The organism is Verrucomicrobiia bacterium (assembly GCA_035765895.1).
Taxonomy (GTDB): Bacteria; Verrucomicrobiota; Verrucomicrobiia; order Limisphaerales; family DSYF01; genus DSYF01.
Genome location: DASTWL010000052.1, coordinates 21,459 through 44,069 on the forward strand (window position 1 = coordinate 21,459; position 22,611 = coordinate 44,069).

Genomic DNA, 22,611 nt, shown 5'->3' on the forward strand with positions numbered 1-22,611 from the left:
CGGGCAGGGACAGCCGGGGCTTCGCTTCGGCTCCGCGACGGCGGTGGCAGGCAACCGGGCGCGTGCGCCGCTTCAGCGCGGGCCGGTTTCCTGGAGCACGTCGTGAATTTTTTGGAGCAGCGCCTCGGCGGTGTAGGGCTTGGCCACGAAATGGCAGATGCCGTTGTTCATGGCGCGGGCCACCACGGCGTTGTCAGCCAGGCCGCTCGAACCCACGATGGCCACGGTGGGATTGATGGCCCGCAGCGCGGTGATGGTGGCGGGGCCGTCCATCACAGGCATGGCCATGTCGGTCAGGACGAGGGCGACTTTGGCCCGGTGTTTCGCGTAAAGGGACACCGCTTCGGCGCCGTTGGCCGCGACCAGCACCTGATAACCGAACCGTTCAAGCGTCGATTGCGCCACGCGGCGGATGTTTTCCTCGTCGTCCACGACCAGCACCGTTTCTCCTTTTCCGTGGGGCGGGCCGGCCTTGTCCGTGGGAGTGGGGTCAGCGACTGGTGTGGTGCCTTCGATGGGGAAATAGACCTTGAACTTGGTGCCGTTGCCCGGCTCGCTGTAAAGGTTGATGAAGCCGTTGTGGCTTTTCACGATGGTCAGGGTCGTGGAAAGCCCCAGGCCCGTGCCGTTGCCGAGCGGCTTGGTGGTGAAGAACGGCTCGAAAATCTTGTCGCGAATTTCCGGCGGGATGCCGATGCCCGTGTCGGCGACCTTGACCATGACGTAGGGGCCGGGTTTGCCTTCGGGGTGCATGCCGGCGTAAACCTCGTCCAGCACCACGTTCTCCAGCGTCACCGTCAACCGGCCGCCGTCGGGCATGGCGTCCCGCGCGTTGACGCAGAGGTTCATGAGCACCTGGTGCAATTGGGTGGGATCGCCCGGCACCGGCCAGAGGTCGCGGCCGGTGTGCAGGGTGAACTCGATCTGCTTGGGAAACGTTTCGCGGATGATTTTCTGAATGTCCTGCCCGATATGCCGAAGGTTGACGGCCACGCGCTGGCCCTCCATGCCGCGCGCGAAGGAGAGCACCTGCCGGACGAGGTCGGCGCCGCGTTGCGCGCAGGATTGGAGCGTGCGCAGGAGTGAACGTCCCTCCTCGTCCGTCACCTTGGTCTGGAGCATCTGAACCGACATCATGATCGGCGCCAGCACGTTGTTTAAATCGTGCGCGATGCCGCCGGCCAGCGTGCCGATGCTTTCCATGCGTTGCGTGCGGAGGAAATGCTCCTCCAGGATTTTGCGCTCGGTGATGTCGGCGGTGACGGCGATGAAATACTTGGGCGCGCCGGTTTCGTCGCGCAGCAGGCTGATGACCACGTTGACCCACACGTTGGAGCCGTTCTTGCGCTGGTAGCGCTTTTCGGTTGTGAACGTGTGTTGGCGGCCGGCGAGCATGGCCCGGCGCGCGGCGTCGCTTTCGGCCTGGGTTTCGGACGCGCTCAAGTCGAGGAAGGTGCGTTCGAGGAGCTCCTCGCGCGTGTAGCCGGTGATTTCGCAGAGCTTGTCGTTCACGCGCAGCAGCCGGCCGTCGAGGTCCACGTGGGAAATGCCCACGGCGGCCTGCTCGAAGGTGGCGCGAAAGCGTTCCTCGCTCTCCCGCAGCCGCTCCTCCGCCGCCTGCCGGCCGGCAATGTCCTGCTGGAGGGCGCGGTTGCTCTCCTCCAGCTGGAGCGTTTTTTCCTCGAGCTTGCGAATGAGGGTCTCGCTGTAGTTCTTGAGCAATTCCTTTTCATCCCCGGGCGCGGGCGTCGGGGCGGCGGGCCGGGGGGCGGTCGGCCGGTCCTGCACCTCGCGGAGTCGGGCGAGAAACGCGTCCGGCTCGGCGGGCTTCAGGATGAAGGCGTCCGCGCCCAAACTGAGCGCGAGCCGTTCGTCCTCGGGCTCCGTGTAGGTGGCGGTATAGACGATGAAGGGGATTTGCTTCAGCCGTGGATCGGCCTTCCAGTGGCGCAGCAGCGTGTAGCCGTCCATCACCGGCATGAGCAGGTCCGAGATGGCCACGTCCGGCGGATTTTGCCGCGCCTTGACCAGGGCTTCCGCGCCGTGGCGGGCCGCTTCGACGGCAAAGCCGTGGCCGCCCAGCAGCGCCTGCAGGTAGTAGAGGTTGTCCTCCTTGTCATCAACAATCAGGACGCGCGTCATAAAGCATTCGGGGAGCCGGGTGAGGGGAAACCGATGCGTTCGATTTCCGCAATGAAGGTTTCCGGGTTGATCGGTTTTTCAATGTAGCCATTGCAGCCGGCGGCGAGGGATTTCTCCCGGTCGCCCACCATCGCGTAGGAGGTGACGGCGATGATCGGAATGCGGTCGAGCGCCGCAATCTCCCGCAACGCGCGCGCCACGGCGTAGCCATCCATGCGCGGGAGTTGAATGTCGAGCAGGATGAGATCCGGCGGGGATGCCTGCGCGAGCGCGATCCCCCGCAGCCCGTCCGGCGCCGCCACGACGCGGTAGCCGTGCTGCTCCAGCAGGTAGGTGGCGAGGTAACGGTTCTGATCGTTGTCTTCAATCAACAGGACGGTGCGGTTCATGGCTTGGGAGCGGGTTGGAGCGGCAGCAGCACGGTGAACTCGCTGCCCTGCGACCAGACACTGGTGGCGGAGATGGTCCCGCCCAGCAACAGCGCGAGCCGGCGGCAGATGGCCAGGCCCAGGCCCGTGCCCTCGTGTTCCCGCGTCAGCCCCGTGTCAATCTGCCGGAATGGCTGGAACAGCGTGGCGAGATCCTCGGGCCGGATGCCGATGCCCGTGTCGGCCACCCGCAGGCGCACGGCGGGCCGTGGCGCCGCATCCGGCTCCGCCTGGAAATCCGGGACCCGTTCCACGGTGAGTGAGACGCCGCCCCGTTCGGTGAACTTGAGGGCGTTGTTGAGCAGGTTGAGGAGAATCTGCTCCACGCGCCGGCGGTCGCTGATCATTTCACCCAGGGCCGGCGGAACAACCACGGTGAGCGCGAGGCCGCGTTGTTCGGCGAGCGGTTTCACTGACGCCACCACGCGTTCGAGCGAGGCGGCGAGATCGAACGGTTCGGCGCGCACCTCGAGCTGGCCGGCCTCGATTTTGGAGATGTCGAGCACATCGTTGATCAACTCCAGCAGGTGCCGCGCGCTGCCGCGCACCATGCCGAGCTGCTTGGTCTGCTCCGCGTTCAACGGCCCGGCCAGCCCCTGCAGCACGATGCCGGTGAAGCCGATGATCGAGTTCAATGGCGTGCGCAACTCGTGCGACATCGTGGCGAGGAACGCGGACTTGAGCCGGTCGGCGGCCTCGGCGCGGGTCAGCGCCGCCTGCAATTCCGCGGTGCGGTCGGCCACCTGCAATTCGAGGGTGCGGTTCAAAACCCGCAGCGTCATTTCCGCCTGTTTGCGTTCCGTGATGTCGAGCGAAAGCACAAAGATGCCCTCGGGCACCGGCTGCGTGCGCACGTCGAACCACGCCTTCCCGCCGTCGGCAAAAGCGAATTCCACCTCGTCGTGCAGCGGGATGCGTTCGGTCATGCACCGTTGCAACAGCCGGTAAACCGCGGATGGTTCGATGCCGGGCCACGCCTCGGTGAAGGTGCGGCCGAGCAAATCCTCGTTGGACCGGCGGTTGTGCCGGGCGGCGGCGGCGTTCAGGTAAAGATAACGCCAGTCGAAGCCGATCAACTGGCAGCCTTCCATCATGCTTTCGAGCGTCGTGCGGTAGCGCTTTTCGCTCGCGCGCAGGCCCTCCTCGGCCGCGTGCCGCTGCGTGATGTCCTGCACGGTCAGGAACGCCAGCGTCTGGCCGTCGCGGTAACGCTCACGCGAGCCGGCGTAGCTGAAGACGCGCGTCCAGTCCCGGTCGCGCCGGCGAATCCGCAGTTCCAGCCCCGCGAGGGCCTCGCCGCGGAGCACCCGCGCAAACGGCCACTGTTCGGGCGGCAGCACGGCGCCGTCGAGCGTCGCCAGGTCGAACACGGACGTGAGATCCTGCAGATGCGCGTGCGCCTGTTCCGGGTTGTCGAAGCCATACATCCGCAGCGCCGCCGTGTTCCAGCGGAAGAGTTCGCCGTCCGCCGTGGCGATGATCAGCCCCTCGCGCAAATTTTCCGTGACCACTTCCAGGCGGTCCTGCGCCTCGCGCCAGCGCTGCTCGGCCTCCGTGCGTGCGGTGATGTCCACGCCCATGCCGACAAGGCAGGGCGAATTGTTGAAGACCACCCGGCGCCCGGTGAACAGGTAGGGTGTGGTGCGGCCGTCCTTGGAGCGGAACGGCGCCTCGACGAACGCATCGCCCCGCGTGAACACCTCCGCGATGCGTTCGCCCAGCACCGCCCGGTCCGCCTCGGCGAAAAAATCGAGCGGATGCATCTGCGTGATTTCCGCGGTCGAATAGCCGGAAACGATTTCAAAGTTCCGGTTCCAGCGCAGGAAGCGGCCGTGCTCGTCGTAGAAATAAACGATGCCCGGCATGCTCTCGATCATCGCCGCCGAGAACTGTTCCTCGCGGCGCGCCAGTTCCTCGGCGCGGGCGCGTTCCGCTTCACGGTCAAAATTGTCCAGCGCGAACCCGATGTCGCCCGCGGCCTTCTCCAGCAGCGCCGCCTCGCGGTCCTGGAAAAAGCCGCGCGTGTTCGCATAAACCGTCAGGGTCGCGTGAATGCGCTGGCGGTGGCGGATGGGGAACGCCGCCGAGGCCAGAATGCCGCGCCGCGCCATCTCGGCCCGCCACGGTTGCGTAATGGCGTCGTTGAAAATGTCGTTGCAGATGTAGGGCCGGCCCTCGCGAAACGCGCGGCCGGTCGGCCCCCGGCCCTCGGGGCGGTCGTCGGTGTAAATGTAAATGGTCTGCAGGTAGCCGTTGTCGTCGCCCGCCCGCGCCACGGGCAGCAGGCGGCGCGTTTCGGGTTCCGGCCGGCCAATCCAGGCCATGGTGAACCCGCCCTGCTGCACCAGCACGTCGCACACTTTCTGGCACAGGTCGTCCCGCGAACCGGCGCGCACGATGGTCTGGTTGATGCGGCTCAGGGCCGCATAGAGCCGGTTGAGCCGTTCAATCTCCGTCTTGTGCTCGCGCAGGGCCGCGTAACCCGTCTCCATCGCGCCAAACACCCGCCATACCAGCACGAGCAGGAGCAGGGCGGTCACGATGACGAACGCGAGGCCCTTGTAAATGCTGATGCGGATGAGCAGCCGCGGATCGTCAATCAGCCGCCGCAGCGCCTCATCGGAGAACAGAATCCACAGCGTGGCAAACAGCGTGTAGCCGCCCACAATCCACCACGCGCGCGTGCGCAGCGGCCACACGTCGAACGGCGCGCGCCGGTCGGCGGGACCGGCCGGTGCGACGGCGACGCTGGAGGGGGAATCGCTCATGGGTGAATGGTGCCGGTGGGTGCCGCCCCCGCTTTGAGCACGGTGCTGAGCGTCGTCAACATGGCCTCGGCGGTGTAGGGCTTGGGGATGAAATGCTCGATGCCGGTGCCGGCCGCCCGGGCCACGCTGCTGTTCGAGGTCAGGCCGCTGGAGCCGATGATGCGCACGCGTGGATTCATGGCCTTGAGCGCGACGATGAGCGCCGGGCCGTCCATCACCGGCATCGCCATGTCCGTGATGACGGCGGCGATTTCGTCCTGATGCTGGGCGTAAACGGCGGCCGCCTCGGCGCCGTGATTGGCGAGCAGCACGCGGTAGCCGAACCGTTCGAGTGTCCTTTTTGCGATCCGCTGAATCGCCTCCTCGTCGTCCACCACCAGGATCAGTTCGCCGTGGCCGCGCGGCAGCCGGGTTTGTTCGGTGGACTTGTCGGACGCGGCCGGTTCCGCGACCTGCGCCGGCAGGTAGATTTCAAAGCGCGTGCCACGCCCCAGCTCGCTCTCGAGCTGGATGAAGCCGCCGTGGCTCTTGACGATGGCCAGGGTGGTGGAGAGACCGAGGCCGGTGCCCTTGCCGATCTCCTTGGTGGTGAAAAACGGCTCGAAGACCTTGTCGCGTATGGCGGACGGAATGCCTGCGCCGGTGTCGCTCACCTCAACTTTGACAAAACTGCCCGCCCGGGCTTCGGGGTTCATGCCGGCATACACCTCGTCAAGCACCACGTTTTCGAGCCGGACGGTCAGACGGCCCCCGTGCGGCATGGCGTCGCGCGCGTTCACGCACAAGTTCATGAACACCTGGTGCAACTGCGTGGGGTCGCCGGTCACGAGCCAGAGGTCGCGTGGTGCCAGCAGTTCGAAGGTGATGTTTTTCGGGAAGGTGTCGCGGATGATCTTTTGGATGTCGCGGAGGAGGTGCGGGCAGCTCACCTCCACCCGCGCGCCCTCGACGCCGCGGGCGAAGGAGAGCACCTGCCGGACGAGGTCCGCGCCGCGCTGGGCGCTGCCCTGCAACGTGGCGAGCATGGTGCGGGCCTCGTTGCTCTGCACCTGCTGTTTCAGCAGCTCGACGGACATCATGATCGGGGCGAGCACGTTGTTCAAATCGTGGGCGATGCCGGCGGCCAGGGTGCCGATGCTCTCCATGCGCTGCGTGCGCAGGAACTGCGCCTCGATTTTCTTCTTATCGGTGATGTCGGTGTTGATGCAGAGCACGGAGCGCGGCCGGCCCTGTTCGTCGCGCACCAGCGTCCAGCGGCCCTCGACGGTGAGCTCGCGTTTGTCCCGGCTGAGCTGGTGCAGTTCGCCGGCCCATTCACCCCGGGCCAGCACCTCGGCCACGGCCTTGTCGAAATCCGCCCGGTCGCGGTAAATCAGGCTGTGGATGGAGCGGCCCAATGCCTCGGCGGCGGTCCAGCCATAAAGCCGTTCGCAGCTCTTGTTCCAGTAGGTGACGTTGTGCTCCAGATCGCGGACCAGGATGGCGTCGCGCGCCTTGTCGAGCAGCGCGGCCTGGCGGGCGATTTCCTGCTGCGCCTGGCGGCGTTCGGCGCGGGTGCGCAGGCCGCCGATGCCGAAGGCGAGGTCGTCGGCCAGCTCCTGCAACAGCTTGATTTCCTCGGGGCCGGCCTCGACGGCTTCGCCGGAATACAATCCCAGCAGGCCGAACGTGTGCTGTTCCTGCCGCAACGGCAGGCAGATCACGCTCCGGTAGCCGCGTTCCAGGGCGGCGTCCAGCCAGCGGAAGAAGGCGTCGCTCGCCGTGATGTCGCCGCACGTGGCGGGCTGGCCGGTGCGGATGCTGGTGCCCGCCGGGCCGCGGCCGGCCGGGTCGCCCTCCGACCAGCTCAATTTGACGGCGGTCAGGTAGCCGCGTTCGTCGCCGGCGTGGGCCATCGGGCGGATGCTGCGGGCGTCATCATTTTCGGTGTAGCCCACCCAGGCCATGCGGTAGCCACCCAGTTCCACGGCCAGCCGGCAAATCTCCTGCAGCAATTGCCCCTCGTCGGTGGCATGCACCAGGGCCTCGCTGCCCGCGCTGAGCAGCCGCAGGGCGCGGTTGGAGCGGGCCAGCGCCTCCTCCGCCTGGCGGCGTTCCGTCAAGTCCGTCATGCCGCCCACCATGCGCACCGGTTTGCCCTCGCGGTTGCGAATGACGTAACCGCGGTCGAGCACGTAGGCATACGAACCGCCGCGCCGCCGGAACCGGTATTCGTCGGACCAATATTCGCCCTGGCCGTCGATGACGCGATGAATCTCCTGCACCACACGTTCCTGGTCGGCGGGGTGGATGCGGTTCTTCCAGGATGCAACGTCCGGTTCCAGTTCTTCGACCGCGTGGCCGAACAACTTGGTGATGCCGTCGTTCCACCAGAGCGCGTTGCTTTTGAGGTCCCAATCCCACACGGCATCGGCGGTGGCGCGCGCCACGTTCTTGAAGCGTTCCTCGCTTTCCCGTAGCGCCTCCTGGGCGTTGCGCTGGGCCGTGACGTCCTGGAAATAGACCGCCAGTCCCTCCGAAGAAGGATAGGCGTGGATCGCGAACCAACCATCAAACGGCGGATAGTAAACTTCAAAGTGGACGCTTTCGCCGGTGCGCATCGCCTTTTGATAGTTCTCATAAACGGAGGTCTGGACCGTCTCGGGGAAAATTTCCCAGAGGTTCCCGTCCAGCAGCGCGGTCCGCGAATGCCGCAACAGCCGCTCGGCTTCCTGATTGACGTAGGTGAAACGCCAGTCCGAATCCACCGTGAAGAAAGCGTCGGTGATGCTTTCCAGCGTGGTTTCGAGGCGCTCGGCGGTGTGGCGGAGTGCCGCCTCCGCTTCCTTGCGATCCGAGATGTCCTGCAACGCGCCCTGGACGAGGACGATTTTCCCGGCCGGGTCGCGGAGGGCCTCGCCAATGGCGCGCACCCAGATGCGGCGGCCGTCGTCGCCGGCCGGCACCAGTTGCAGTTCGAGGTCGAACGGCGTGCCGTCCCGCGCGCAGGCCTCGTAGGCCGCGCTGACGATGGGCCGGAATTCCGGTGCGTAAAAATTGATGCCCGCCGCCACGTCCTGAGTTGAGCCGGGCGGCATGTTGTGCAGGGCGCAAACTTCGTCCGACCAATGAATGCTGCGGCTCGTCACGTCCACGGACCAGCCGCCGATGCGGGCCACGCGCCCGGCAATGGCCAGCAACGCCCGGCTGCGCGCGAGCTTCTCCGCGGTGGCCTTGCGTTCGGTAATGTCTTCCGTGACGGAAATAATCCGGTCGGCCCGGCCCTCGCCGGTGCGGACAACGGACAGGCCGGCCCGCACCCAGACCACGCCGCCCTTCTTCTTCAGGTAACGCTTTTCGACAATGGCCTCGTTCTGTCTGCCGGCCAGCAGGTCCGCGATCAACTGCGTGGCGGCCGCGCGGTCGTCCGGATGCGTGATGGCCTCGAATTCGAGCCCCTGCAATTGGGTTTCCGTGTAGCCCACCGTGCGGCAGAAGGCGGGATTGGCCAGCAGGAAACGGCCGCCCGCCTCGGCAATGGCGATGCCGGTGGCCGCGGCGTTGAACGTGGTGCGGACGCGCTCCTCGCTGTCGCGGAGCGCCTGTTCGGCCTGCACGCGTTCGGTGACGTCGCGCATCGTCCCGACGATCCGCTCGACGCGTCCCCGGGCGTCCTTCACCGGCACGGCCTGCTCCTGCACCCAGCGGATTTCGCCGTCCGGGCGCCGGATGCGAAACGTCACGTCCGAGGCTTCGCCCGCAATCTGCTTCTGGAGCGCGCCTTCAGCCGTGGCGCGGTCCGCGGGAAGGACGTCGTCCAGATGCGCCGTGGGATTGGTGTAAACTCTTTCGAGCGGCCGCCCCCAGATGCGCTCGTAAGCGCGGTTCGCATAGAGCAGGCGGTCGTGAACGGGGTCGTAGTTGTAGAAAATGTCGCCGATGTTCTCGGCCATTTCGCGGAAGCGTTCCTCGCTTTCGCGCAGTGCCTGTTCGGCCTGCTTGCGTTCGGTGATGTCCTGAAACGCGCCTTGCAGCCGGATGATGCGGCCGTCGGCGTCCCGCACGGCTTCGCCGATGGTGCGCACCCAGATGCGCCGGCCGGTGGCGGTGATTTTCGGCAGCTCCAGGTCGTAGGGCATGCCGTCCCGCGCGCAACGCTCAAAGTGCTCGCGGAGCACCTCGCGCGCCTCGGGCGGGAAATAATTGATGCCCTCCTCGAGGGTCGGCTGGTAGCCCGGCGGCAGGTCGTGGATGCGGCAGCTTTCGTCCGACCAGGTCAGCTTGCGCCCGGGCAGTTCGATGCTCCAGCCGCCGAGGTGTGCGGCCTTGCCCGCGATACGCAGGAGCGCCGCGGTTTTCTCCAATTCCTCGTGGGCGATGTGTTCCTCGGTGATGTCCATCACCATGCCCAGGCGGCGCACGGCGTTGCCTGCGGCGTCGAACTCCACGTTGCCGCGCTCGAACATCCAGCGCACCGAGCCGTCCGGCCGGCGGATGCGATACTCGGCCTCCAACAGCGGCCGGTCGGGCGTGACGCGGGCATGGGCGGCGTTGTAATCCGGCAGATCCTCGGGCAGGATGAAGCGGTAAAAATCCTCAAAGGTGCCGCCGAATTCCGGCGGGGTGATGCCGAACAAATCGCAGGTGGCCGCGGACCAGGCCAGCCGGTTGCGGGGCACGTCCATGTCCCAACTGCCCATGCGCGCGATGCGCTGCGCGCTGGCGAGCAGTTCGGCCGCTTCGCGCACGCGCAGTTCCGCCTCCTTGAGGTCGGTGATATCGAGCGCGGTGCCGGCCAGGCGCACCGGCCGGCCGGTCTCGTCCTTCACGAGTTCGCCCCGCTCGCGCACCCAGCGCACAGTGCCGTCGGGCCGCACGATGCGGTGTTCGAGGTCGAGCGCGCTGTGCTCCTGGAGACTGCGGGACTGGTTTGACTCCATCTGCGCCCGGTCATCCGGATGCACGCATGCCAGGAAGGCGGCGTAATCCGCGCCGAACTGTTCCCGCGGCACGCCGAAAATCGCGTGGGCCTCCTTCGACCAGCTCAAATGCCCGGTGGCGAGGTCCAGTTCCCAGTGGCCCAGGTGAGCGATGCGCTGGGCGGTTTGCAGTTTGGCCTCGTTGGCGCGCAGCGCGGCCTCCATGCCGGCGCGTTCCGTGATGTCCAGCGCGAGCACCAGTTGCGCGGGCCGGCCCGCGAACTCGATCGGGTGCGAGGAGATTTCCACCGTGATCAGCCGGCCGTCCTTCACGCGGTGCCGCCACACGCCGGAATAGGTGATGCCCCGGCCGGATGTTTTCACGACCTGGTGCAGGGCCGGGACATCCTCGGCGGGCCGGATGTCCGCAATCGTCATGCGGAGGAAATCGTCATACGAGTAGCCGTAGTGCGCAATGGCGGCGTGATTGACGGCGAGGAATTGCAGCGTCGTCCGGTCATACACCCACATGGGCTGCGGGTTGGACTCGAACAAAATCCGGTAGTGCGCCTCGCTTTCGCGCAACGTTTCCTCGGCCAGCTTCCGCTCGGTGATGTTGATGTGCATCACCACGGCGCCGCTGGGAACATGCTCGTGCAGCGGCGACACCATGAGCCGAAACCAGCGCTTTTCCGCCGGGGAATGGCAGGGATAATCGAGGGCAAAACTCCGTCGCTGGCCGCTCAGCACGGCGCGAATGCCGGCGGCCGCCTCGTGGGCCTGGTCCGCGCACGCGCCGGTGGCGACGTCGCAAATGACGAGATAATTCTGCCCGACGCCACATTGCTCGCCCTGAAGATCATTGGCCCCGGCAAAGCGCCGCCAGGAATCGTTCACCGAGACGATGAAGCCCTGCGAATCGAGGAGCGCGACGTGCGCGGGCAGGGCGTTCAGAATGGCCACCTGCGTTTCGGCCAGGTGCCGTTGCGCGGCCTCGCTGTGGCGGAGGCGTTCCTGCGCTTCGCGGAGCAGATACGGCTGGCCGCCGGAGCCCACCACCGCGTCGAGATGGCCGCCGGTCAATTCCTGCAACTGCTGTTCCGCCTCGCGCAACTGGCGGACCAGCGCGGCCACCTTGTCCAGCGCGGGCGCGGCCCTGCGGGCGGCGCCCGCGCGCGGGGCCGTTTTTTTCTTGGGCGATTTCATGCGGTTTTTGGGGGGCGCAGGCCCAACACTTGCAGGACGGTGGCTGTTTCGCTCAGATTGCCGATGATTTTGCGTTTCGGCGCCGGCGCCAGCTTGACGAGCGTGGGCGTCAGCAGCACCTCGTCCGCCAGGGCGCGGGCGGGCTCGCGCAATACGTCCACGATTTCGATGCGGTGCCGGTCCGGCAGATACGCGCGGCAAAGGGCGTCGAGATTGGCGATGGCCTGGGTGGAATTCGGGGCGTCGCCCACCACATAAAGGCGGAAGTGAAAGGCGGCAGAACGGCTCATGGCTCGTCGGCGTTGGTTTCCTTGGGCTGCACGTCGCCGCCACGCATTTTGCGCACCTGGCGGTGGCGAAGCTCGGCGCGATTCTGGCGTCGGTTCTCGGCCCGCGTCAACCGTTCCCGCTCGGCGCGGCGGGCGGCCAGCTCGCGCTCCAGCGTCTCGAGCCGGCCGGCCAGCTCGGTTTCGGCCTGCCGGATTTCCGTGAGCCGCTGCCGGGCTTCGGTTTCCCGGCGCCGTTGATCGAGGCGTTCCGCCTGCTCCTTTTCCCAGCGCAAGGTGCCCATCAACACCTCGCCGCCGGCGGCGTAAACATCGGCCATTGTGACGCCGTCATGGCCCAGGACCAGTTCCCGCACCTGGTTGGAATGGGCCGTGCCACGCGATTTGATGATGGTCAGCGCGCGGTTGCGTTCGCCGGCATGCACGAGGTAGCTCAGGTGAATCCACGTGTCCGCAATGGTCGAGATTTGGAGCGGGGTGCTTTCGCTTTCCGGCCGCACGCCGTCCAGCAGGCTGGTGCACAGCAGGGTGATGCCCGCGGCCCGGGTCCAGTCCGTCAAACGTTCCACGACGCTGTGCGCGGTCAATTCGTTTCCCTGCTTGGCCAGGGCGGACACCGGGTCAATCACGAGGCAGCGCGTCCGGTGGGCGTGGGCGAGTCCCTTGATGTGCATGAACTGCACCTCCGCGCTGTTGACGCCGCTGCGCATGGAAACGACCCGCAGCCGCCCGCGTTTCTGGTGGCCGGCCAGCTTGATGTTCACCGACGCCAGATTGCGCACCAGTTCGGAGGGCTCGGAATCGAAGCTCACCATCAGCGTGGGTTCGCCGCGCCGGCAGGCAGCCTCGGCAAACGTGCCGCACAGGGTGGATTTCGCTGTGCCCGGCGAGCCGGTGATCAGCACGCTGGCGCCGCGAAAATACCCGCCGCCCAGCATCGTATCGAGGCGCGCGACGCCGCTCGACACGCGTTCCGTCGTGGCCCGGGTCACCCGCTGCGTGAGGTCGCGCGCACCGGCCACCTCGAACCCCTGCGTGCCGATGACGAAGGGGGATTCATTTTCGGCAAAGGCCGAGCCGCGGTATTTGACCACGCGCAGATTGCGCTGCGATACGCCCTGCACCAGGTCGTGATTCAGCACGATGGCGCAGTCCACCATGAATTGCATGAAGCCGAACGGCGCCGATCCGGGCGGGCCCGCGCGTTCGCCGGACGCTTTGGCGGTGATGATGGCGGTCAGATCCTGTTCGAGCAGCCAGTTGTGCAGCCGGTAAATTTCCCGCCGCTCCGCCACCGGGTTGGCGAGCAATTCCAACAGCACGTCAATCGAGTCGAACACAATCCGCCGTGCGCGCAACGAGCGGACCTTGGCGGTCAGGCCGGCGAGCAGGCCGTTCAAGTCGAAGGCGCCCGCCGTGACGAGATCGGGTTTGGGCCGGGCGTCGAGGAAGAAGAGTTTGCGGCGCTGCAACCGGGGCAGGTCCCAGCCGAAGCCGGCGGCGTTGGTGATGACGCGGCGGGAATCCTCCTCGAAGGTGACAAAGATGCCGGGCTCGTTGTGCTGCCGCGCACCGTTGACCAGGGTTTGCAGGGCGAGAATGGTTTTGCCCGAACCCGGACCACCGATCAACAGACTGGCCCGGCCGCGCGGCAGCCCGCCCTGGGTGATTTCATCCAGCCCCTCAATGCCAGTGGCCGCCTTGGTCAGCGATCCCGAAACGAGCGAATGCTTCATGCGCCCACTGTGGGGCGGCGAGTGGGGAGGTGCAAGCCCGCACCCGCCAAGGTGTTCAGGAATCGAGCGCGCTGCGCACGGCCCCGGCCAGGGTCGTCGGGGAATACGGTTTTTGCAGGAAAACCATGCGCTGTTGCTCGGCGAAATCGTTGCCATCCACGCCCGCGCTATAACCGCTCGTGTAAACGACGGGCAAGCGGGCCTTTTCCTGCCGCAGCGTCTGCACCAGCTCCCGGCCGCTGAGGCCCTCGGGCAGAATCATGTCGGTCAGAACCAGATGAATCTGGTCGCGGTGCGCCCGCCACACTTCGAGCGCACGCACGCCCGAGCTGGCTTCAAGCACCTTGTAACCGCGCCGTTCAAGAACCGAGCGGGCCAGGCCGCGCAACTGGGTTTCATCCTCAACCAGCAGAATCGTCTCGCTGCCGCCGCGCACCGCGGCGGCCGTGGTGGTTTTTTGTGCCGTGCCGCCGGCCTCGGGCAGCGCGGGGAAATAGATGCGGAACACCGTGCCGTGGCCGGCTTCGCTGTAAACGTTGATCCAGCCGCGATGCTGCTGGACGATGCCGTAAACCGTGGCGAGTCCCAGCCCTGTGCCACGCCCGACCTCCTTGGTGGTGAAAAACGGTTCAAAGATGCGCGACATTATTTCCGGCCGGATGCCGCAGCCGGTGTCCGTGACCGCCAGGCACACGTGCTCGCCCGGATGGGCCTGCGGATACACCTGGACGTATTCCGGGTCAATCGACTCCACCGATGTCACAATCGTCAAATCGCCGCCGTGCGACATTGCGTCCCGCGCGTTGACCGAAAGGTTCAGGACGATCTGGTCGATCATGCCGAGGTCGGCCTGAATGAGCGGCAGCGGGGCGGCATATTTGCACTGAAGATGGATGTGTTCGCCGATGATGCGGTGCAGCATCTTGGTCAAATTGGCGATGGCGTCGTTCAGGTTCAGCGGCTTGAGCTGCATGATTTGCTTGCGGCTGAACGCCAGCAGTTGCCGCGTGAGCCCCGCCGCCCGTTCGGAGGCGTTGATGATCTGTTGGAGGCATTCGATGTCCTCGGCTTTCAAGTGCGCCGCGTCCATCTGCATCAGCTCGGCGTTGCAGTGAATGACGGCGAGCAGGTTGTTGAAGTCGTGCGCGACGCCGCCGGCGAGCTGCCCGATGGCCTCCATTTTCTGTGCCTGCCGCAGTTGCTCTTCGAGTTGAATCTGTTCGGTGATGTCCTCGGCGGTGCCGACGATCCGTCCCACCTGGCCGGTCTTGTCGTAAACGGGAAAGGCACGGTCGCGAATCCAGCGGATGGAATTGTCCGGGCGGACGATGCGGTAGGTTTCCTGGTAGTTGCCGGTTCGCTGTTGCGTCAATGCCGTCTGCTGCACGCGCGGCCGGTCATCCGGATGCACGGCGTCAATCCAGTTCCGGGGCTGCGCGTAAAGGCTTTCACAAGTCCGCCCCCAGATCGTGGCATAGGCGGGGCTGACATAGATCATCTCGCTTTTGTCCGCGTTGGTGATCCAGAACACCTCATTGATGTTTTCGGCCAGTTGCCGGAAGCGGGCCTCGCTCTCGCGGAGCGTCGCCTCGGCGCGCTGACGCTCCTTGCGCTCGCGGGTCTCGCGCAGGGCCCGCTCCAACGCAGGACCGACCCGATTCAGCCGGTTTTTCAGCACATAGTCCACGGCCCCGGCCTTCAAACATTCGACGGCACGCTCCTCGCCGATGGTGCCGGACACAATGATGAAGGGCACGTCCAGCCGGCTTTCCCGGAGGATTTCCAACGCTTTTGGCGTGGAAAAGGCCGGCAGTGAAAAATCGGAGAAAACCGCGTCGAGGTGCTCGCCAAGGCGGGCGCGGTAATCCGGTTCAGTGTCCACCCGCTGCCACTGAGGTTCGAAGCCCGACGATTTCAATTCGTGGACCAGGAGCAGGGCATCGTCGGACGAATCCTCCACGATCAAGATGTTGATCGGCTGGCAGGCGGCGGAGTTGGGAGCGCTATTCATGAGACGGGACAGTCAAGCGTGGCCTTTGTTGGTCCGCGCGGCTTTTCCGGCGGCGGTCAAGGCCGGGGCGTCCGGGTTTTGATGAGGGCCCAATGCATGCATAACTGTTGGGCAACGTCACCGAGGTTTTTCAGGTCGATCGGCTTGACGATGTAAGCCTCGGCACCGAGTTGCTTGCAGATGAAAATGTCCGGGTGCCGGCGGGACACGGTGAGGACGACCACCGGGATGTCGCGGGTCTGCGGGCTGGCCTTGATGCGGCGCAGCACCTCCACGCCGCCGATTTTGGGCAGGTTCAGGTCCAGCAGAACCATCTCGGGCTGATTGGTCCGCTGCCGTTGTTCATAGGGTCCGGTGCAAAACAAAAAGTCCAGCGCGGCGGTGCCGTCCCCAACCACGTGGATTTGATTCTGGATGTTCGCCTTTTTCAGGGCGCGCAAGGTCAACTCGACGTCGTCGGGATTGTCCTCCACATACAGGATGTCCACCAGCTGACCGTCGAGCGGATCCGTGGGCGGTGGCGGGGTGTTGGTGATGGCGCTGGGGGCAAACAGCGTGGCGACGGGCAGCGAAAAGGCGCGCGCCAGCCGCTCGACACTGCCCAGAGAGACGTTGCGAGCGCCCCGTTCGATGTCGGAAACATAAGTGCGGTGCAGTCCCGCGCGCTCCGCCAACTCCTCCTGTGAAATCCCCAGCCGTCCCCGCCAGGCCCGGACTTCCTTCCCAAATTGAATCCTTACGTCGTTGCTGCTCACAAATGTTGCATGCTAAAGAAACCAGTAACGCTGCACCCGCACAACAGACTATGAGTGACGATTACACAGTTGGGGGCGTTTGGAATTGTTTGCGCCACAAACAAATGGAACCGGGTCTTTCGCGCATGTCAACCTTGAGCAAGCCCGGATCGTGCCATCGCACCGGAGCGAGAAGTTTGGCGAATCCAACGGGGAAGCGCGCGCGTCTGTGACATGCTAGCTCGTGAATCCCCGCCTGTCCATGAATACAGCGGCCCGGGCGGCGGCGGCGAATTGTTCCTCCGCATCAATGGTCGGTGCCGTGTGACTGGGTTGAAGTTGAACCGCTCCAGGCGTTGCCTTGCGGAGCTTCCCGTCCGGCAGAAGGTGTGCGCGCGTTCTACGGCTTTTTCGTCGCGGCCCTGGCTTTTTGGCGCGCGCGCCAATCCTTGTAGACCTGGCTCACGTTGTGGCCCTGCGCGGTGAGATAGTTGTTAATCTTTCCTTTGAATTGGTTGAAAATCGCCGACTTTTCCCCGGCGCTGCCGCCGTCCATGGCGAGTTCGCGCGCGTCCTTCAACAATTGCAGCACGTGCGCCTTTTCCTCGGCCGTCAGTTGGGGGGACGATTTCGCAGTAGGCGTCGTAGGTCACCTTGACCTTGTGGTAGGTCATCTCGTCCTTGATGGCTTCCACTTGCGCCGCGCTGAGTTCGGCCGCGAGCTGCTTCAGGAACGCATGGTGCACCGTCAGGGCGTGGCTTTCCGCCGGTCCATTTCCTGGCGCGCCGCCGCCGCCGCGCCCGCATCGGCGCCATGAGCAGTTTTATTGAGCGCCTTCAACTGCGGATCGTTTGCATTGCGCCACGCATTGAGCGCGCGGTATTGGCCGACCAAGATCGATTGCACGCGGTTGGATTGGGCGGCGTCGTGCAGGGCCAGTGCTGCCACAATCTTCGCGGAACGTTAGGTGATGGTGCGGGTGTGGGCGGCGTCCGTGTCGGTGGCGGCGCTGGTCGCCGGGGTGTCCGCATGACCGCGGGGCGATGCGATGACCAACGCGAGGAACGTCAACCAGGCGGCCAGACGGGCGGGGAAAGTTCTCATGCCCTTCATTCAAAGCGGGGCCGCGAAATCCGCAATCCCGTCCCCATGCTTTTTTCGCCCGAAGGGCTGTCCGAATGGCCGCGACGGACCGCAAAAAGCAGGGGCAAAGGCCCGCCTTGGTCGAGCCCGCAGGCGTCAGAACAATTCGCCCGGCTGGAAAAAGCGCTTCAGCTCGGCGGCGGCCGTTTCCGGGGAATCGGAGGCGTGACAGACGTTGACCATCACATCCACGCCAAAATCACCGCGGATTGTGCCCTTGGCGGCCTTGCGGGAATCCGTTGGTCCCAGGAGTTCGCGCACGCGGGCCACCGCGTTGTCACCGGCGAGGGCGAGGGCGATGACGGGGGTTTGCTGCATGAATTTCTGGACCTCGGGAAAGAACGGCTTGGCGGCGATGTGGGCGTAGTGCTCCTGCAACAGCGCGTCGCTGAACTGGAGCATCTTGATGCCGCGGATTTTCAAGGCGGCACTTTCAAAGCGTGTGAGCACCTGGCCGACGAGGTTTTTGGTGAGAGCGTCAGGTTTGAACAGGATCAAAGTCGTTTCCATATATGTTGGGGCGCGTGGCTACCTGAAACGGGGACGCAGGTCAACTCTGCGCCGCCACCGGAGGGAAACGAAATGGCCCGACGAACCGGGCGCGGGCGGTATCAACGAACCATGGAAGCCTGCCGCAGCCGTTGGGCGGCCGCGATGGCTTTGGGGTCGCCTCCGGCCACGGCACCGGCGAGGCTGCTTTGGAGCTGCCGCATTTGCGCGGCTGCAGCCGCGGCCTGTTGCTCATTCAATTGTGTGCGTTGCAGGGTAATCAAGGCCTCCGCCGCCCGGTCGTAGTCACGGGCTGCCAGGGCATTCTGGCTTTCCGTCAACCGGGAGTCGGGCGCGGCCGCGGGCGCGGGCGTCGCCGCAGCCTCCGGTTGTGCCGGCTGAACGGCGGTCTGATCTGGACTTGGGATGGGAGCGGCGGCCTCTTTTTTGCCACAGCCAGCGAGCAGCAACATTGCGCCTCCGGCCACGATCAACCGATGGGAAAGCGTTTTGATTTTCACGGTGGGAAAAAGATGAAACCGGTTTCAGGGACGGCCGTTGGCGGTGGCGGGATTGCACCAGGCGCGGTTGGGCAGCATGGTTGCGGGAATGCCGCCGCCGCGCTGGCCCGCCGTGCCGGCGAATTCATTGCCATACCAGCCCTTCACGTTGATGCGTTCCGTGCTGCCCGAGAACAGGGCAATCGTGGCGCCTTTGCCATGCCGCTCGGAAATGCCTTCGTCGGGGAAACTCGAAGCGTCGTTGAAGTAGAACGGCGTGCGCTCGTCCGTTTCCCACATCAACACGGACAGCGGTTTGAACTGGGTGATTTTGAACGATTTTCCGGCTGAGGAACCGTAACCATTGATGGCGCCGTTCCAGACGTAGCTCGTGAACAAAATGCCGCGCTGATAAAAGAGCGTGTTCACCTTGTCGGCGGGACACATCATGACCTGTTCCGCCTTGAGATAGGGATACAACTGGCCTTGGCGGAAATAGGTCAACTGCTGCGCCAGGGCATTGGCGAAGCCGGCGGCGCTCGTGCCGGTGGTCGGCGTGATGTTCGCGCCATAAGCCCAGCACGGAGAGCCCGTGCCCCAGCCGCTGTTCGGCAGGAATTCGCCGTTGTCGCCGGTATACATGTTGGCGGCGAGCGCGATTTGCTTGTTGTTGTTCAAATCGACCGTATTCATCGCCTTGTCCTTCGCCTTGGAAAGCGCCGGCAACAACATCGCGGCCAGAATGGCGATGATGGCGATGACGACCAGGAGTTCAATGAGGGTGAAGCCTCGAAACGGTGGAAGACACCCCGCCTGATGGTTTGTTTTCATGGCTACACGCGGAAGCTACCCCTGCCGTCAGGGGAGCACAAGCGGGGAGTTGACGGACAGCGCCAAATCCATTTCAACGCCGTTCGTTCCGGCGCTTTTGCCGGAAAATTCTGCCCCCCGATGCCTGGCTGGCTTGACGCCTGGAACGCTGCGGCCCAGGTGCCGGAAAGCGGTTTAGCGCAACTGAAATTCCGCCACCACGGGCCGGTGATCGGAAGCCTCGGACGGCGCCACCCGCACCTTGAGCGGCACCACGGATTCGTCCCGGGAAATCCAGAGGTAATCGATGCGTTTGCGCGGGGCATCGGCCGGGATGGTGAAGCCGTCGCCCTGGCCCGCCAACGCCCAGGTGTCGGCAAAGGTCTGGTTGATTCTCCGATACACCCGGCTGCCCGGCGTGTCGTTGAAATCGCCGCAGAGAATGATCGGCCGTCCGGCATATTGCCGCGCGACCGCCTCGATCTCCGCCACATTTGACCAACGCTCGGCGTCGTCCGCCCGGTAGTCAATGTGGGTGTTCAGGAACACGACCGCGCGCCCGTCCACGTCGAGTTCCAACTGGAGCAGCCCGCGTTGTTCATTCGGGCGCAGCATCTGGTAATGCCGGTTTGTCCAGCGTTTCACCGGAAAACGTGAGAGAACGGCGTTGCCATATTGGCCGCCCTGAAAAGGGTAGTTGTTGGAGAACACGCAGGTGAAGCCGGTGAGGCGGGCCAGTTCCGCCGGGAAATCGCGCCGCGCCGTGCGTGCCACGCCCTGATCCACTTCCTGCAACGCCACGATGTCCGCGCGCTCCTGACGGATGAGCCGGGCAATTCGCTCCAAATCCACTTTGCCGTCCAGGCCCTCGCCGTGATGAATGTTGTAGGTCATCACGCGAAAACGCGGGGTCGGCGCCGTGGGAGTCTGGGTCGCGCAGCCGGCGAGTCCAATGAGCACCAGCAGCAACAGCAGGGAATTGAGAAACATTCTCACGCTTTCAACTTCCGCTCCAGAATCTCACCGGCGACGCCGGGGTTGGCTTTGCCTTTGGAGAGTTTCATCACCTGGCCCTTGAGGAAATTGAGCGCGGCGACTTTGCCCGCTTTGAAGTCGGCTGCGGGGCCAGGGTTTGCCGCGATGACTTCGTCACAAATCTTTTCGATGGCGCCGGCGTCGCTAACCTGGGCGAGGCCCTTCTCCTGCACGATGGCGGCGGGCGCTTTGCCGGTCTCGAACATCTCGGCGAAGACCTGTTGCGCGGCGGAGTTGCTGATGGTCTTGGCTTCCACCAAGCCGACGAGTTCCAGTAGTTGCTCGGGCTTGAACTTCAGGCTGGCCAACCCGAACCCACCCCCATCCCCTCCAAGGAGGGGAGCTGAATCGGACGTGCTCGCAAATGAGTTCCCCTCCTGGGAGGGGTCAGGGGTGGGTCGGTTGCTACTCTCAGCAATCTTCGCCTGCAAATTGTTAATGACCCAGTTCGCGACGGCTTTGGGATTCTTCGCCTGCTTGGCGATCTGTTCGAAGTAATTGCCGAGTTCCACGTTCGCCTTGAACACTTCGGCGTCACCGGCGGGCAACTGGTAATCGCGCATGAAACGCTGCTTGCGCACCAGCGGCAGCTCAACCACACGCGACTTCACCTCGGCGAGCCACGCATCCGTCGGCTCGAACGGCATCAGGTCCGGCTCAGGGAAATAGCGGTAGTCGTGCGCGTCTTCCTTCGTGCGCATCTCCTCGGTGATGCCCGCCACGTCGTCCCAGCGGCGCGTGGACTGGATGAGCTTGCCGCCCTTGGACACCACGGCGATCTGGCGCGCGATTTCATACTCCGCCGCGCGGCGCACGCCGGAGAAGCTGTTCATGTTCTTGATCTCGATCTTGGCGCCGAGTTCCTTCGTGCCCTTGGGCCGCACGCTGATGTTCACGTCGCAGCGGACCATGCCTTTCTCCATGTCGCAGTCGGACACGCCGCCTTGCTGGAGGATTTCCTTCAGCGCATTCAAATACTCGTAGGCCATGTCGGCGCTGGTGATGTCCGGCTCGGAGACGATTTCCAGCAGCGGCACGCCCGCGCGGTTGAAATCCACGCCGCTGTTGCGCTCGAAATGGGTGCTCTTGCCGACGTCCTCTTCGAGATGTGCGCGGGTGATGCGGACGCGGGCAAGGCCAGAGCCAATCCTCTCAGCTTGAACCGACCCACCCCCGCCCCCTCCAAGGAGTGGAGCCGGGCTAGGCGCCCCCGCTGATTGGTTCCCCTCCTGGGAGGGGTAAGGGGTGGGTTCAGGCGGAACAACAGTCCCGCTACCACTGAATTCAAATTCGACATGGCCGTTCGCCGTGGACGGCTTGTCATATTGGGTGAGCTGGTAGTTCTTGGCGGAGTCGGGATAGAAATAATTCTTCCGGTCGAATTTGGCGAAGCGGGGAATCTCGCAGTTCAGCAGGTAGCCGGTGAGCACGGTGAGGCGGAGGGCCTCCTCATTGGCGACGGGCAACACGCCGGGCATGCCGAGACAGACGGGACAGACGTTGGTGTTTGGCGGCGCGCCGAACGCGTTGGCGCACCCGCACCACATCTTTGACTTGGTCTTGAGCTGGACGTGAGTTTCGAGCCCGATGACAGCTTCGTATTCCATGTTGGCGCGGCGATTTAGCCACAGATGAAACACGGATGAAACACGGATTTTCGCTTACGGCGTCCGGTCGTCGATGGCAATTTTCACGGTTTTCTCGGCCGTTGAAGACGCCGGTCGGCCGGCAGTGGGAGACGGCGGGAGCGGCGTTTCGCGATATGCGGCCCACCACGCGCAGCGTTGGGCCGGCGTCCATTGCTCCGCCGCGGGGCACGCGGCCAGCGCCGTGCTGAGTTCCGCGGCGGATTGCGGACGTTCCGCCGGGTCTTTGGCGAGGCAACGCATCACGAGCGCTTCCAGTTGCGGTTCAATCGGCCGGCCGCTGCGCTGACCCGGCGGCACCGGCGATTCGTGGAGATGCTGCCGGCACACTTCTGCAATGGTGGCGCCCTCGAAGATGTAATGCCCCGTCAACAGGAAGTAGGCGAGCACGCCGACGGAATAAAGGTCGCTGCGCGCGTCCGCGGCATCCGGATTCTCGATCGCCTCGGGCGCGATGAAGTTGGGCGTGCCCACGATGCCTTCCGTGCCGACGAACTCCGGCAGGTTCGCCTCGCTGGCGTTCGGCCCGAAATGCCGCACGAGGCCGAAGTCGAGCACCTTCACATTGTCCGGCACGCCGCCGCGGTCGGTGAGCAGCACGTTGGCAGGCTTGATGTCGCGGTGAATCAACCCGAGCACGTGCGCTTCGCCGAGCGAGCCGCAGACCTGCCGCAGGATGTGGATCACGCGCGCTTCGGGTTGCGGGCCGTAGCGCGCCACGAGGTCCGCCAGATTCAAGCCGTCGAGGTATTCCATCGCGTAGTAGAAAATCCCGTC

At 64.9% G+C, this 22,611-nt stretch carries 15 protein-coding genes and 1 pseudogene; all 16 read right to left on the bottom strand.

Annotation, left to right across the window (positions count from 1 at the left end; all coding sequences use genetic code 11):
• Positions 1-72: 72 nt before the first annotated feature.
• Complete coding sequence (locus VFV96_10915) at positions 73-2,142, bottom strand: response regulator (GenBank protein HEU5070906.1); 2,070 nt, start codon at positions 2,140-2,142, stop codon at positions 73-75.
• On the bottom strand, positions 2,139-2,531 hold the full coding sequence (locus VFV96_10920; GenBank protein HEU5070907.1) for a response regulator: 393 nt from the start codon (positions 2,529-2,531) through the stop codon (positions 2,139-2,141). The genes VFV96_10915 and VFV96_10920 overlap by 4 nt, the downstream gene beginning before the upstream one ends.
• The gene (locus VFV96_10925) at positions 2,528-5,338 is read right to left on the bottom strand and encodes a PAS domain S-box protein (protein ID HEU5070908.1); all 2,811 of its coding nucleotides are present in this window, start codon (positions 5,336-5,338) and stop codon (positions 2,528-2,530) included. Before VFV96_10925 ends, VFV96_10920 begins: the two co-directional genes overlap by 4 nt.
• A complete protein-coding gene (locus VFV96_10930) occupies positions 5,335-11,442 on the bottom strand; it encodes a PAS domain S-box protein (GenBank protein HEU5070909.1) in 6,108 nt (2,035 codons plus the stop codon). Before VFV96_10930 ends, VFV96_10925 begins: the two co-directional genes overlap by 4 nt.
• Positions 11,439-11,732 carry a circadian clock KaiB family protein gene (locus VFV96_10935; GenBank protein HEU5070910.1) on the bottom strand — a complete coding sequence of 98 codons (294 nt, stop codon included), beginning with the start codon at positions 11,730-11,732 and terminating at the stop codon, positions 11,439-11,441. The genes VFV96_10930 and VFV96_10935 overlap by 4 nt, the downstream gene beginning before the upstream one ends.
• Positions 11,729-13,465 (bottom strand): circadian clock protein KaiC, encoded by a 1,737-nt coding sequence (kaiC, locus tag VFV96_10940; protein HEU5070911.1) that lies wholly within the window; start codon positions 13,463-13,465, stop codon positions 11,729-11,731. The genes VFV96_10935 and kaiC overlap by 4 nt, the downstream gene beginning before the upstream one ends.
• Positions 13,466-13,520: 55 nt before the next feature.
• Entirely contained in the window at positions 13,521-15,476 is a 1,956-nt protein-coding gene (locus VFV96_10945; protein HEU5070912.1) for a response regulator, read from the bottom strand.
• Positions 15,477-15,532: 56 nt separating this feature from the next.
• A complete protein-coding gene (locus VFV96_10950) occupies positions 15,533-16,231 on the bottom strand; it encodes a response regulator (GenBank protein HEU5070913.1) in 699 nt (232 codons plus the stop codon).
• A gap of 379 nt (positions 16,232-16,610) precedes the next feature.
• A pseudogene (locus VFV96_10955) lies at positions 16,611-17,162 on the bottom strand (DUF3826 domain-containing protein).
• 12 nt (positions 17,163-17,174) lie between these two features.
• Positions 17,175-17,315: a hypothetical protein gene (locus VFV96_10960; GenBank protein HEU5070914.1), complete on the bottom strand. Its 141-nt coding sequence runs from the start codon at positions 17,313-17,315 to the stop codon at positions 17,175-17,177.
• 135 nt (positions 17,316-17,450) lie between these two features.
• Positions 17,451-17,864, bottom strand: a complete 414-nt coding sequence (gene ndk, locus VFV96_10965) for a nucleoside-diphosphate kinase (protein ID HEU5070915.1) — start codon at positions 17,862-17,864, stop codon at positions 17,451-17,453.
• 101 nt (positions 17,865-17,965) lie between these two features.
• Positions 17,966-18,364, bottom strand: coding sequence for a hypothetical protein (locus VFV96_10970; protein HEU5070916.1), 399 nt, complete (start codon positions 18,362-18,364; stop codon positions 17,966-17,968).
• A 24-nt stretch (positions 18,365-18,388) separates the two neighbouring features.
• On the bottom strand, positions 18,389-19,174 hold the full coding sequence (locus tag VFV96_10975; GenBank protein ID HEU5070917.1) for a prepilin-type N-terminal cleavage/methylation domain-containing protein: 786 nt from the start codon (positions 19,172-19,174) through the stop codon (positions 18,389-18,391).
• A 174-nt stretch (positions 19,175-19,348) separates the two neighbouring features.
• Positions 19,349-20,143 (bottom strand): endonuclease/exonuclease/phosphatase family protein, encoded by a 795-nt coding sequence (locus VFV96_10980; GenBank protein ID HEU5070918.1) that lies wholly within the window; start codon positions 20,141-20,143, stop codon positions 19,349-19,351.
• A 2-nt stretch (positions 20,144-20,145) separates the two neighbouring features.
• Positions 20,146-21,795 carry an Asp-tRNA(Asn)/Glu-tRNA(Gln) amidotransferase subunit GatB gene (gene gatB, locus VFV96_10985; protein ID HEU5070919.1) on the bottom strand — a complete coding sequence of 550 codons (1,650 nt, stop codon included), beginning with the start codon at positions 21,793-21,795 and terminating at the stop codon, positions 20,146-20,148.
• Positions 21,796-21,849: 54 nt separating this feature from the next.
• Positions 21,850-22,611: serine/threonine-protein kinase (locus VFV96_10990; GenBank protein HEU5070920.1), on the bottom strand; the 762-nt coding region annotated here is incomplete at its 5' end.